Source organism: Nitrospirota bacterium, assembly GCA_016180645.1.
In the GTDB taxonomy this organism is placed as follows: Bacteria; JACPQY01; JACPQY01; order JACPQY01; family JACPQY01; genus JACPAV01.
The window spans coordinates 1-12549 of the sequence record JACPAV010000064.1; the positions used below are offsets into that span (position 1 = coordinate 1).

Sequence of the window (12549 nt, forward strand, 5' to 3'; positions counted from 1 at the left end):
CGCGTCATTCTTTGAGCCAGCGTCCGCCGGCCGGTTGTGAGGAAGAGGGCAGGGGAGGGCGAAGACGCCATCTCAGATTTGAAATTTGAGATTTCAGATGGAGGAGGGGAGGGGGCCGGCGAGGACGCCATTTCAGATTTCAGATTTGAAATCTCAGTTGAGGAGGGGGAGGGCAGGGGAGGGGATTTCAAACTCGTGGCTCGTGCAGTCAAGATTCGCTCCCGAATCTTGAGCCAGTCTCTCAGGTACGCCCACGCCTCGGGGCCGATCACCACGAAGTTGTTCTTGTCCGCTTCGCCTTTACCTTGGATCACCAGCGTGCGGATGCCGTCCCGCACGCGCAGGTCCGCCTCGTCGGCCCGCCAGGCTTCCACTTGGCGGAGGCCCGTCGTCGCGAGGAGGGCGATGAGCGCCCGGTTCCGGACTGCGGCGGAGCCCTCCCCGGTCCATGCGTCGATCATCCTTCGTACTTCCTCCGGCGTGAAGGCGTCCTTCAGATGGTGCCGACTCCGCCTTGCGCTCTTCACGCGGCCGACCACGACGCCGTGGTAGCCGAGGAAACTCATCACCGCGGCTTTGTAGAGTTGGATGGTGTTCGGCCGCAAAACGGCCGAGGGCGATGGGCGGTGGGCGATAGGCGATGGCAGGGAAGCTGTCGCTCCGTGCGGCTCGCGTCCCGGGTACGGTGCCGCTGCTTGCAGATGCCTGACGAACTCTACCACGGCCTCTCTCGGGGTGGCGAAGGTTTTTCCTCTCAACCAAGCCGCGAACTTTTCGAGGGCGGTGCGATACGTCCGCCGCGTGTCGGCGCTGAAGGAGGGGTCGTTGAGGAAGGCCTCGATCCGGGCGAGGAGCGCGGACGGCGAAGCGAGAGCGAGGTCAGTCATGGGAAGATGTGGTCATGTAGTGATGGAGTCATGGAATCATCTAACGGAGAAGAAGGACTCCGGGTCCGGCCACATCGCCACATGACTCCATGAACACATGAATACATGACTCCATTCCTCCTGAACTTTGCACGGTTCTTCCCGCGTGCCTTCCTGTCTCTCTTGCCTCGCGCCTTTCGTCCGGCGCCCTGCGCCTTTTTCCATGACTATATCACAAATGAGGGTTAGTGATAGTATGAAAATGGCGCATGACACATGACGCATGACCCATGACACAGGCCGAAAGAGCCCCAAAACAGCCCCAAAACGAAACCTTGCTTTTGTCGAACGGCTGAACTACAATAAAGGAGCGTGACAAGGATGCAAAAGAGACACACGCACGGACGCCGCGCTACCCCAACCCACCGCCCAGGCCGCACCGCGATAGCCGCTCGCCCGAACGGCTTCGATCACGGAAAATCGGTCTCGACCTCAAGAGCCCTCTTTGCCGCATGATCCCACCACCTCGAACAGCCCGCCGCTTGGCGGGCTCGAATTCTGCGGCCTCCGGCCGGTTCGAGGTGGTGGGATGAAAGGCCGGATCCTGGGAGAGCGGGGAAAGGTCACGTTCTTTTTCGAGTGCCGCGAATGCAAGGAGAAGATCAGACTCCCGCTCTACTTCGGCGTGAAGAGGATTTGGAACAACTCCACCAGCCCGACGTTGCAGAAACTCTATCCGCACCAGGGCCACAGGGTGGGCGTGCGATGGGAGTTTGAGCCGGTGTAGATGGGCAAGAAACAATACCGGGGTCACTATTGCCGGGTTTGCGGCCGAATACGCGCGAATGAACGATTCAGCGGCAAGGGCCACGCGAGACATGTCTGTAGGGACTGCGAACTCAAGATGCGCGCCGAGGCTCGCAAGAGGAGGAAACCCGACCGCGTAGGCTCGGAAGGGGCGGGACAGGCCGGAAGATCGTGAACATCCCGTTGTCGGATCGACCGATCGTTCATCTCAAGAGCATGAACACCACAGAGATGGCCCGGCGGCATCTGGAGGAGTGGTGGGCGCCAAGGATAAAGCCCTGGGCCGCGGAGACAGGCAGGAATCTCTTCGCGGAAGTACTGAGGACGATCCGTTCGGTTCGGTTTTGTGGGTATGGGCACGGCGGCTGGATCTACAGCTCGGTGGCCTTCGAGGTCGCAACCCTCCTCACCGTTGAGGTCGAGCAGGCCTTCAGCTACATCGACAGGGCAGCCAAGCCGGCGCATACGCCGTGCGTCCCCAAGAAAAAGCAGCTCCGGCGCCTGGCGGAGACGCTCTCAAAAGACAATCTGGTCAAACCTTCTCTCGACTACCCACCCTGCGAGTGCTGTCTCGAGCGGATCGAGAAACGTTTCTGCAAGAAATGGCAGGGGCTGGATCACCTTTGGTGGACGAGGCTCCGGGAGATCCTGCCGGAGTATCCGATAGACGAGCGTTTCGAGAAACGGGGCTTCCGGTACGAACTCGATGAGGTCACGCAGTCTGCCATGCAGTGGGTCGTGGAGACCTACTTGGAAGAACTTGCAAAGGCCGGAGCGGATGGACGCGAGGAGCTGCCGCCACCGTCCTTCGTCCGGGGCCTGGCGGCCTCGGTCTTCGCGGGTCGCCCCAGCAAGAAAGAGCGGGCCGCAGCCCATTAGGCAGGATGCGACACTACACTTGGATCCCCCGTGCAGCAGACATCGCCTTCGAGCTGATGAAGGTGCCAGCCCTTCTGGATCGCAAGGACGTGGAGAAGCTTTTCAAGATCCCCAAGACGAGCGCGGTCTACCTCATGCGCGCGGCGGGAGGAGAGAAGAAGGGCATCTCGATGGTCATCAGCCGGGACCGGCTCACGGCTTTCGTGAACGGCAAAGTGAATGGGGAGCCATCCCGAAGGCCCGCGCTGGGCGAGTACGTCATCGAAGGGGAACCCCTGAAGGAGGATGAGTGGCTTGAGAAAGTGGCCAACGGCGTCAGGATCGCCGCGAAGTCCCGGGCCGAGTTCGTGCGGAATCTGAAACGCCTCACGCAGGCTCTCCAGGACCCGATTGAGCGAGAGAAGATGTTCCGGGAACTCCATCTTCAATAGGATATTACGTATGAGCGCGGCGGCTCTCCACCCTCTCTTCGATCTCAAGCAGAAGCTTGAGGTCCTGATCGCGCTCGTCACCGGACCGGACGAGGAAAAGCGCGAGACGGCAGCCTTCGAGGCTTCGATCGCGTCCCATGCCTCGCAGCTCACGCTCCTCGCCTCAAACCTGCCGCACGCTCCCCGGGCGATTGAACTGGCCTGCGACCTCCTGGAACTGGTGGCGCTTCTCATCCTCCTGAAAAGCACGCGCCTCGTCGAGCGACTCGGAAGATCTCCGGACGACCCCGCGGCGCGAGAGATCCTTCTCAAGCATATCCTCGAGAAAGCGCGCGCCCTCCGCGACGAGATCGATGTCCGCCTGTTGCCGGTGAGGCCCGTTCCGCCGCCCGGGCGCTATGGTGAGGTCCTGGCGGAAGGCGGATCGGATACCGGTGGTCCTCGCATGGAATGGGTGTCGTTCGAGGAGCTTGCCGACAGCCTCGACCAGATCCTTTCCGAACTCGAATCGAGGCCCCACGAGGTGCAGATGGACCGCCCGACGGTACGGGAGATGATCGAGAAGTTGCTCGCCCTCCTGGCCGCACGAACCAGGTTCATCCTCCAGGCCGTGTGGGGTATCGAAAGAGCCGAGCGGGTGACGGCGTTCCTGGCCGCCCTTGATCTCACGTATCAGCGAAAGGCGCGGATTGAGCAGCGTGAGGCCGGAGGGGACGTCTATGTCACACGGGGCACGGCGGGCGATCCTGGTGCCGGAGCATGAAGCAGAATCCCGTCGCGAGGTCCGAAGCGGATTCCGCACCGCAGGTCGAAGGCAACCTCCGTTGGATGTCGGTCGGCGAGTTTCGCATCGAGAGAAGATCCCTCGTGCCACCCTCTCTCTCCGGCCTCCTGAATCGGCAACCCTGCATCTATCGACTTCTTTTTCTTGACCAAGCTCGGATGAACGAAGCGTGGGTGGGCCAAAGCCGGAGCTTGGGGCCCGACCTGCGGGCGTTCGCAAAGGGTGGAGGTGCGATGCCGAAGGAACTCAGGAGCCATGTGCTGAGCGCGCTCCGGAGCGGGAGGAGGGTTTGGGTCGAGGTGGTCGAGCCGAGCCGGCTCAAGTTGCATACCGGCAATGCGGACCTGAAAGACGACGATACAAGAGCGCTGGTTCGCCAACTCGCTCTCCTCCAGACGGCCGCGACGGTGAAGAAGGTCTTGGAGTTCGGACGCAAGGGCTGGTCGTAGCGTGACCGTGGAATCGACTGAGGCCGACCGTCCGAGACAAATATGCGCCGTCCTCATCGGGTCGGGCAGGGCGCTCGCCCCAGCGGAGATCGGCCAAGTGCTTGGGATCGAGACCCATGACGTGGAGAGCGTGATGGAGCATGTCAAGGATCGGCTTGCCGGCGTCGGCCTCGCGCTCGTCTCGGACGAGAAGGGGAGATGGCTCGTCGCGGTGGGCGCGGCGGGACGTGTGATGGTCGCGCGGCTCAACGGAGACCCGCTGGGACGTAGGCAACTTTCTACCGAGGCGGCCGAAACGCTCGCTTTGCTTCAGGAGAAAGGACCGCTCACCATCAAAGAGATGGCCCGCATCCGCGGCGCGAATCCGAGAAATGCCGTCGAGACATTGCGTGCTCTCGGCCTTGTCCGGCGCGCTGGCCGCTCGCGGGGCAGGGGAGGGGCGTGGCTTTACAGGGTTTCGGCGACCGTACCGGATGGCTTGTGAGGGGCTAAGGAATGTGAGAAAGCTGTCTCGGTTGGAGCGCGTTGGTAGGAAGGTGACATGAATCCTTTCGTGCGAATGCCTGGCAGGCAGAGGGAGCCCGAATGGCTCCAGGCCGCAGCCTCCCTCGATCATATGTTGGAGTTCTGGGAGCCCCGGATCAAGCCGTGGATGGAGCGCGCTGGGAGGGCTTACTTCGATGTCGCTCGAGACCTTGCCCAAAAGGTCACGCACTGCCAGCCGCCCTCCGCCCAATCGCGCCGGGCGATCCTGATGATCCTCCCGGTAGCGGAGGTGTATGCGTGGGCTGCTTCCCTTCACGACTGGTGCAGGCGCGCAGGGTTCTGGGGCGACGCCGGGGAGACCTTCCTGTGGGTCCGCCGCAACGTGGCCGAGAAGCTCGACGATGATGAGCGAACGGACCTCATGCTTTTCGGGGAGTGCAAGGAATGCGTGGAGGAGGCGGGCGTCCATTCGAACGCCTCCCCGAAGAGGCCGTTCCATGTCTGGAACAAGCGCCTCCCTTCGATCGTGAGGGAGTACGCGAAGAGATACCCCCTGACGGACTACTATCCGCGTGAGCTGATCACCGTGATGACGCTCGTCGGCGAGGAAGCCATGAGGGGCTATCTTGGCGGCTTTCGGGAGGCGATAGGGATCGATCCCGACCTTCCGGCCGAGGAGCAATTCCGTAGCGATCTGGCCCACGCGATTCGACACGTTTACACGGCTGCGGACAACCCCGATGTCATGGTGATCGAAAGCTGGGGGCCGAGCAAGAAGTGGGAAGAGGGATGGAGACCGGAGTGGGCGAGGGTAGCGGAGCCGGCTGCCGATGCGCCTCCGGATGTCCGGAAAAAGCGCCGCAGTCGGACCCAAAGGGCGGGAGCGGGGGCACGAACGCGGTGATATCTGGAAAGGCCAATCCGGCCCACCTCGATTTGGAATTGGCCGTGGCCACTCCCAAGCCGAAAGACCGTCCTCGCCGTTCCCGCAGATTCGCCTCGCCTCCCCCCAGCATGAAAAGTTCGATCGGCGGTTTTGCGCGATATCTTCGTCGAACACCGCCCTGGCTTGAGGGGGCTCAATTCGTCGACCACATGCTTCAGTTCTGGCAACCCCGCCTCTGCCCTTCGATGCGAGAGGCTGGACGCGCCTACTTCGACGTCGCCCTCAGAATCCTTGGTCGGATCAAACATTGTCGGCCGATGTCGGCCGCGACACATCGGGCGATCCTCACGATCCTGCCCGTGCCGGAAGCGTACTGGCTGGCTCGAACACTTGCCAACTCCTGCCGCGAGCAAGGGTTCTGGGAGGATGGCATGGAGGCGTTTCCCATCGTTCGGAAGAATATCGCGGACAAGGTGTACGACGATGAGAGGCGTCGGGACCTCATGCTCTTCGGGGAGTGCAAGGAGTGCCTGGCCCGGTCCGCGCCTTTGACGCTGGAGCATCCCAAGCGGCCTTTCTTCATTTGGTCCAGGCGTGTCGAGCCGCTCACGCTCGAGTATTCGAAGAACTATGCCTTCACGGATTTCTATCCAAGGGAGCTCATCAGCGTCGTCTCCATGGTGGGGGATGAGATCATGAAGGGGTACATCGCAGGATACGAGGAGGCTCGTCTCCGCGACCCTGACCTGCTGGACACGGCCGTGTTCCGTCGGGATCTGGCTCACGCCATCCGGCACGTGGCTCAAGCAGCAGACAATCCCAACCATCTTGTCATCGAAAGCTGGGGGCCGAGCAAGATGTGGGAAAGCGGCTGGAGACCGGACTGGGCGCGCGATCCTATTTCACCCATCAGGAGCCAACGCCGGGCAAAGGTGGGAAGGAGGCGAGATGCCGTACGTGCTCTTCCGTGACCATCTGCCCGAGATCGCCGAGCGTGAGACCCGGTCGATCACCGTCTTGCCCGAATCCAATCTGGGCCTTCCGCCGGGGAACTATGGGTTCATCGAAATGTTCTGCGATGAGACGGGCTGCGACTGTCGGCGCGTTTTCTTCTACGTCGTCTGTTCGTTCCGCAAGGAGGTCCAGGCGGTTGTGGCGTGGGGTTGGGAAGACCCCGCGTTCTACGCGAAATGGATGAGGAGCGGTGATGCTCGTGATGTTGCAAACCTCAAGGGGCCTATTCTGAATCTGGGCAGCCCTGAAACGGAACTGGCCCCCGGCATCCTGGCGATAGTCGAGAACATTCTGCTGAGGGATGCCGCCTACGTCGATCGCGTCAAGAGACATTATGCCCTGTTCAGGGACAAGGTTGATGGCTGTGTGCACGGCCGCCTCGGGGATGGACCGAGCGCGGAGGAGTTGGTCCCCACAGCGAGTCCCTCCGGAAGGAAAGTCGGACGCAACGAGCCGTGCCCCTGTGGGAGTGGAAAGAAGTACAAGAAGTGCTGCTTGGGGAAGGAGGCGTCGGAGCCTGAGTTCGAGGGTCTCGACGACGCAATCGATTCCGTTGGAACGAACGCCGAGGATGCCGCCCACGTGAATCGCCCGAGAAGTCGCAGACCCCGCAGGCGGGTTCAGTTCGCGAGGGTATTCCAGTTCAAGATCACTCTCCACGGGACGAATCCTCCGATCTGGAGGCGCATCCTGGTCCCGGAGAACTACTCATTCTGGGACCTGCATGTGGCCATCCAGGACGCGATGGGGTGGAAGGACTATCACCTGCATGTCTTCCGGATGTGTCGTGCCGGAAAGGGGAAGGAAAAGCTGATCGGTATTCCGGATGAGGAGTGGCAGGAGGAGTTTCCCACCTTGCCGGGTTGGAAACAGGCCATCGCGGACTGGGTCACCCTGAATCATCCCACGGCTGAATATGAGTATGATTTCGGAGACAGCTGGGAGCATGAGGTGGCGCTGGAAGAGATTATTCCGCGCGATCCCGCCGTGGCCTACCCTTCTTGCACGGAGGGCGCGCTATTGGCCCCTCCGGAGGATGTCGGGGGCATCGGCGGCTACTACGATTTCCTCGAGGCCGTGCGGGATGTGAACCATCCCGAGCACGACGAATGGCTGACGTGGGCCGGTGGCGCCTACGATCCCGATTCCTTCGATCCCCGGAAGGTGCATTTCGACGATCCCGATGAAAGATGGTCCATTGCCTTTGAAACCATGGGCGAGGAGATTTGATGGCTCGTGTTGCCGAAGTGGGGCGCGGCTTGTGCTTCACGCCCCTTCGGGAGCGTATGATAACCCCGCGCTTATTATGAAATTCTTCACGAAAATGCGGAAAAGGCCCGGACGATTGCCCGGAAAGGAAAGCCCAAGCACCCCCGGCAGACAAATTGGATGTCCCCTTGTCCGGCTTCCGGCCCGGGAATGCATCGCCGAGTGAAATCTGAGCCGCCCCGTTGACCGGGCCAGCCGATTCCATGCGAGGGGATCCATCGAGGTCCGGTCGCAATAGACCCAGACTGCGCGTTCTGGCTCTTCGTGGTACGCCCAAGGAGACCATCCAGTGTCTTCTCTGCGGGCTCCGGATGAAGAACCTGGGGATTCATATTGTTCGGGTCCATCGAATGAGGTCTGAAGACTACAAACGCCGGTTCGGGGTCGTTTACGTGGCAAGTCCGGCTGCTCGGAAAGCCGTGAGTCGGGCAATTACCCGATGGACCCCCGCCAGGATCATAGCGGAACTCCGGCGCCTCACGACATCGGCGCACGGCCCGCGCCAACTGCGGCCGCAACGCGTTGCGACGCACCGGCGACTTCAGACACGTTGCCGCTACCATTTCGGTTCGTATAAGGCAGCACTCCAGGCCGCCGGGCTCGACCTCCACGTGTCCAGCCGCCGCTTCAAATGGGACCGCGCGCGTCTGGTCGCTGAAATCAGATCGCGCCGACGGCAGGGACTTCCGCTCAACGCCAACGCAGTCCCCCACGGCATCAAGCGTGCGGCCGCGAGACACTTCGGAGGATATGGGGTGGCCATCGAAGCTGCCGGGATCCGGTATGCCACGATCAGAAAGACCAAGCCTTATGATCTGAAGCTCATCATCCGCGCAATTCGCAAGAGGTGGGCGTTGGGGAAACCCCTCAATCATAAGGTGGTCAAATTGGAGGACACATGGCTTGCCCAGGGCGCCCGGTTGCGGTTCGGAAGCTGGGACGGAGCCCTCCGGGCCGCCGGCTTCGATCCGAAGAAGATTCGGTTCCGGAAAAAGTGGTCCCCTGCGGAGGTGATCAGCCGGATCCGGTCCCGATCTCAATCTGGCCAACCGATGAACCTGAGGGCCGTATTTTTCGGTGATTCATCGCTCTACGCAGCCGCCTGCCGGTACTTCGGCACGTGGCAGAAGGCCGTGAATGAGGCGGCGTTGGATTATGAAGCTATCCGTCTGAGAAAAGTCTGGACCATGCAGGATGTCCTGGACAGCATCCGCAGGCAAGCGGCCCTTGGCATTCCGCCCCTCAAGGCGGCGATGGCAGAGCGGGAAAGTACACTCCCCAGCATCGCCCGAAGGTACTTCGGGACATGGAGGGCGGCTGTTGGCGCCGCAGGGCTGGATCCGGCCGGCCCGGCGGAGGCTGGATGATTACAGCCACAAGTAGGCCGGTAGGTCACCTCGATGTAATATTTTGGGTCGGTTGCACCAGAATGGTGCTCCGAGACGGGTTCGTGGGTAGTCTCGTCTCTGAGTTGATCCGAGGGCCTGTGGGAATCTGGACATGCGTAGCGGTGTGCAACGTCATGTGAAAACGATGAATTCAAAACCCTTGTTGTGCACTTTTGCAGAAATACGCGCCCAAGGCCAGTTTGTGATGGAGGAGGTTCCGGAGGATGAGTCGACGGGGGACAGGTCGTGACGGCCCCAGCCAGGGACAGTGCCGGTGTGCGAATCCCTCCTCCCCTCATCGTGGCGGTCGGGATCGGACTGGGCTTTTTCCTTGAGCGCCTGAAACCCTTTCAGATTCTTGCCTTGTTCGATCCGTTGCCCATGCGTATCGCGGGCGGGGCGCTGATTGCGTTGGGCGCATCGATCCTGCTCCTCACGGTGCGGCACTTCAAACTGGCCAGGACGGAGCTCAAGCCTTGGAGGCCGTCCGCCTCACTCATACGGAAAGGGCCACTGAGAGTTTCCCGGAACCCCATCTACCTCGCGTTTCTGCTTGTCCAGTTCGGCGCCGGGATCTTGACGCGAAACACGTGGGTCCTGCTTTTCTCCATTCCCGTGTATCTGGTGCTGCGATTCTATGTGATCGCTCGCGAGGAACGATACCTTGAACGTGCTTTCGGAAAGGCGTACCTCGAATACAAGACCGGCGTACGCCGGTGGCTGTGAAGGATGGCGCGTTGAAGGGCGGGAACCACGGTCGAATCCTTGGCGACCCCCGAGATGCTGCGCCATCCCGCACATGGAAGGTTTTCGGGAAAACCTGCTCGGGGAAGCATCGCCTCGAAGCGAGGCGACACTCCGACTCCGTGAAAGCCTCGGTCGAGTAGCATGATCAAGGGCCCGCTCCTTCAATCCACGCTCGCCGCCATCGGCGTCGGATACGTGCTGGGGTTTTTCGGCGAGGGGGTCCGGGACGTGCTCTCGCGCGTGTCCAAGTGGTGCATCTGGGGGGCGTGGGGGATGATCCTCCTGGCCGCCATTCTGTACAGGGGATTTGGGGTGGAGGGCGCGGCGGCTTGGGTGGGTATCGTGGGCGTGAGTTCGCTCGGTCTCGGCGCCTCGCTGACCTTTGCTGCGCTCCTTTCCCTCTTCACGGAAGTGGTGGTCGACAACATCAAGGAGGCGCGGCGTCCCGGAAAGAGTCGGCAGGAAAAGGCCGAGGACGCCGCGTTGATCGCGGGGCCGGAAGTAATCCGGGCTCAGCGGCGGCGGGATCTCGCGGCTTGGGCGCTGATGTTCGCCGGGGTCGGCGTGGCTGTCTTTCTTGTATTTGTTTTCGTGCCGTCCTTCGCCGAGGTCGTCATGGGTTGGATGCGCATGGAGAAACTGACCGAAGAGACGGGGATTGTCCATTCCGGGAACTACGCATGGATCGGGCTGGCGCTGGGCGCCTTCATGCTGGGCGCCGCCTACTGGCTGAGGCGCTTATAGGAGTCGTCCGTTGCGCGTGTCCCGTTGGCACGCCGATCCTGGAAATAGATGACAGCCAGAACCGCCAGACCGATGCCCGCTCCGGTAAGGTAAAGCGTCATGTAGTAGGTACTAAGATCCACGTTCAGGCTCCTTTTTCAAGGTAAACGGCTACAGACACAAATATGGCCGTGACGAAGAGCCCGGCCATCATAACCTTGGCGTTTCCGAGTTGTGTAGCGACAAACGGCGCAACGACGGTACCCCCAAACGTCAGCTTGGCGCATCGTAGAAGAACTTCGCCAGACTCGTCCGCTGTGTCTTGTTCATTGCCATGACCAAAGTGTAGCACGATTACGGAAGATTTGTGACGGGGACGGGGGTGGAGCGGTTGACGGTGGTCCGGTCGCCGAGTTGGCCGGCGGGGTCGAGAAGTATCAAGTCAAGACTTGACCCGTGCGCCTTTTCCGATTACGGAAGATTTGTGACGGGGACGGGGGTGAGGCGTTGGGTGCTCGTGCCGTCGCCCAGTTGGCCGTAGAGATTCCTCCCCCAGCATTTCACCGTCCCGTCGGAAAGAAGGGAACAGGTGTGATCGATGCCCCCCGCCACGGCCACACCGCCCGAAAGTGATGACACGGCGGTAGGCGTCAGGCGATCGGCGCTGGTTCCGTCCCCAAGCTGACCGTAGACATTGCGCCCCCAGCATTTCACCGTGCCGTCGGAGAGAAGGGAACAGGTGTGATTTAGGCCCCCTGCCACGGCCACACCGCCCGACAGGCTGCTCACGGCCACGGGGGTCGATTTGTCCACCAGCCCCCCGTCCCCAAGCTGACCGAAGACATTGCGCCCCCAGCATTTCACCGTGCCGTCGGAGAGAAGGGAACAGCTGTGATCGGCGCCCACTGTGACCGCCACGCCGCCCGTGAGGGAGCTCACGGCCACGGGGGTCAATTTGTCCACCGTCGTCCCGTCCCCAAGCCGACCGCCGTAATTGTATCCCCAGCATTTGACCGTGCCGTCGGAAAGAAGGGAACAGGTGTGATTGCTGCCCCCCGTGACGGCCACGCCACCGGAGAGTGAAGACACGGCGGTGGGCGTTGGGCGGTTGCCGGTGGTTCCGTCCCCAAGCTGACCTTGGGCATTGGCCCCCCAGCATTTGACCGTGCCGTCGGATAGAAGGGAACAGGTGTGATTGCTGCCCCCCGCGACGGCCACACCGCCCGACAGGCTGCTCACGGCCACGGGGGTCGATTTGTCCCCCCCCGTCCCGTCCCCAAGCTGACCGTAGAAATTGCGCCCCCAGCATTTCACCGTGCCGTCGGATAGAAGGGAACAGGTGTGCACGTTGCCCCCCGCCACAGCCACACCACCCGACAGGCTGCTCACGGCCACGGGGGTCGATTTGTCCCCCCCCGTCCCGGCCCCAAGCTGGCCGTAGATATTGTACCCCCAGCATTTCACCGTGCCGTCCGAGACGAGTGCGCAGGTGTGATTGCCGAGGTGGTTGGTGATGCCTTCGCGGAAGGGGCGGGCGGGGGCGCCGGAGGCGGTGGATTCGTGGAGGCGGGGGAGTTTGACGGCCATCGGGCCGACTAGTGAGGACACGGCGGTGGGCGTTAGGCGGTCGGCGGTCGTCCCGTCCCCAAGCTGACCGTAGAGATTGCGTCCCCAGCATTTCACCGTGCCGTCGGAAAGAAGGGAACAGGTGTGATTTTGGGCCCCCGCCACGGCCACACCGCCCGAAAGTGATGACACGGCGGTAGGCGTCAGGCGATTGGCGGTGGTTCCGTCCCCAAGCTGACCGTAGAGATTGTCCC

General features: G+C 61.9%; 15 protein-coding genes. 12 read left to right on the top strand and 3 right to left on the bottom strand.

What is annotated here, in order from left to right:
- Positions 1 to 887, bottom strand: an 887-nt coding sequence (locus HYT87_20220) for a tyrosine-type recombinase/integrase (GenBank protein MBI2062045.1), incomplete at its 3' end; no start/stop codon positions are given.
- Between the two features lie 568 nt (positions 888 to 1455).
- Here HYT87_20220 and HYT87_20225 point away from each other — a divergent pair.
- The 12 genes from HYT87_20225 to HYT87_20280 all read left to right on the top strand — a co-directional run bounded on the left by HYT87_20225 (position 1456) and on the right by HYT87_20280 (position 10750).
- Complete coding sequence (locus HYT87_20225) at positions 1456 to 1653, top strand: hypothetical protein (protein ID MBI2062046.1); 198 nt, start codon at positions 1456 to 1458, stop codon at positions 1651 to 1653.
- A gap of 236 nt (positions 1654 to 1889) precedes the next feature.
- Complete coding sequence (locus HYT87_20230) at positions 1890 to 2552, top strand: hypothetical protein (protein ID MBI2062047.1); 663 nt, start codon at positions 1890 to 1892, stop codon at positions 2550 to 2552.
- Between the two features lie 5 nt (positions 2553 to 2557).
- A complete protein-coding gene (locus tag HYT87_20235; GenBank protein ID MBI2062048.1) occupies positions 2558 to 2983 on the top strand; it encodes a hypothetical protein in 426 nt (141 codons plus the stop codon).
- Positions 2984 to 2993: 10 nt separating this feature from the next.
- Complete coding sequence (locus HYT87_20240; protein ID MBI2062049.1) at positions 2994 to 3746, top strand: hypothetical protein; 753 nt, start codon at positions 2994 to 2996, stop codon at positions 3744 to 3746.
- Positions 3743 to 4216 carry a hypothetical protein gene (locus tag HYT87_20245; protein ID MBI2062050.1) on the top strand — a complete coding sequence of 158 codons (474 nt, stop codon included), beginning with the start codon at positions 3743 to 3745 and terminating at the stop codon, positions 4214 to 4216. The genes HYT87_20240 and HYT87_20245 overlap by 4 nt, the downstream gene beginning before the upstream one ends.
- Before the next feature lie 7 nt (positions 4217 to 4223).
- A complete protein-coding gene (locus HYT87_20250) occupies positions 4224 to 4700 on the top strand; it encodes an SMC-Scp complex subunit ScpB (GenBank protein ID MBI2062051.1) in 477 nt (158 codons plus the stop codon).
- 57 nt (positions 4701 to 4757) lie between these two features.
- The gene (locus HYT87_20255) at positions 4758 to 5606 is read left to right on the top strand and encodes a hypothetical protein (GenBank protein ID MBI2062052.1); all 849 of its coding nucleotides are present in this window, start codon (positions 4758 to 4760) and stop codon (positions 5604 to 5606) included.
- On the top strand, positions 5603 to 6559 hold the full coding sequence (locus HYT87_20260; GenBank protein MBI2062053.1) for a hypothetical protein: 957 nt from the start codon (positions 5603 to 5605) through the stop codon (positions 6557 to 6559). Before HYT87_20255 ends, HYT87_20260 begins: the two co-directional genes overlap by 4 nt.
- Positions 6537 to 7832 (top strand): SEC-C domain-containing protein, encoded by a 1296-nt coding sequence (locus HYT87_20265; GenBank protein ID MBI2062054.1) that lies wholly within the window; start codon positions 6537 to 6539, stop codon positions 7830 to 7832. Before HYT87_20260 ends, HYT87_20265 begins: the two co-directional genes overlap by 23 nt.
- A gap of 350 nt (positions 7833 to 8182) precedes the next feature.
- Entirely contained in the window at positions 8183 to 9238 is a 1056-nt protein-coding gene (locus HYT87_20270) for a hypothetical protein (protein ID MBI2062055.1), read from the top strand.
- A 297-nt stretch (positions 9239 to 9535) separates the two neighbouring features.
- On the top strand, positions 9536 to 9985 hold the full coding sequence (locus tag HYT87_20275; protein MBI2062056.1) for an isoprenylcysteine carboxylmethyltransferase family protein: 450 nt from the start codon (positions 9536 to 9538) through the stop codon (positions 9983 to 9985).
- Positions 9986 to 10147: 162 nt separating this feature from the next.
- The gene (locus tag HYT87_20280; protein MBI2062057.1) at positions 10148 to 10750 is read left to right on the top strand and encodes a hypothetical protein; all 603 of its coding nucleotides are present in this window, start codon (positions 10148 to 10150) and stop codon (positions 10748 to 10750) included.
- Here the strand turns inward: HYT87_20280 and HYT87_20285 are convergent.
- Positions 10729 to 10872 (bottom strand): hypothetical protein, encoded by a 144-nt coding sequence (locus tag HYT87_20285; GenBank protein ID MBI2062058.1) that lies wholly within the window; start codon positions 10870 to 10872, stop codon positions 10729 to 10731. The genes HYT87_20280 and HYT87_20285 overlap by 22 nt on opposite strands.
- 328 nt (positions 10873 to 11200) lie before the next feature.
- On the bottom strand, positions 11201 to 12549 hold a 1349-nt coding region (locus tag HYT87_20290; protein ID MBI2062059.1), incomplete at its 5' end, for an RCC1 repeat-containing protein.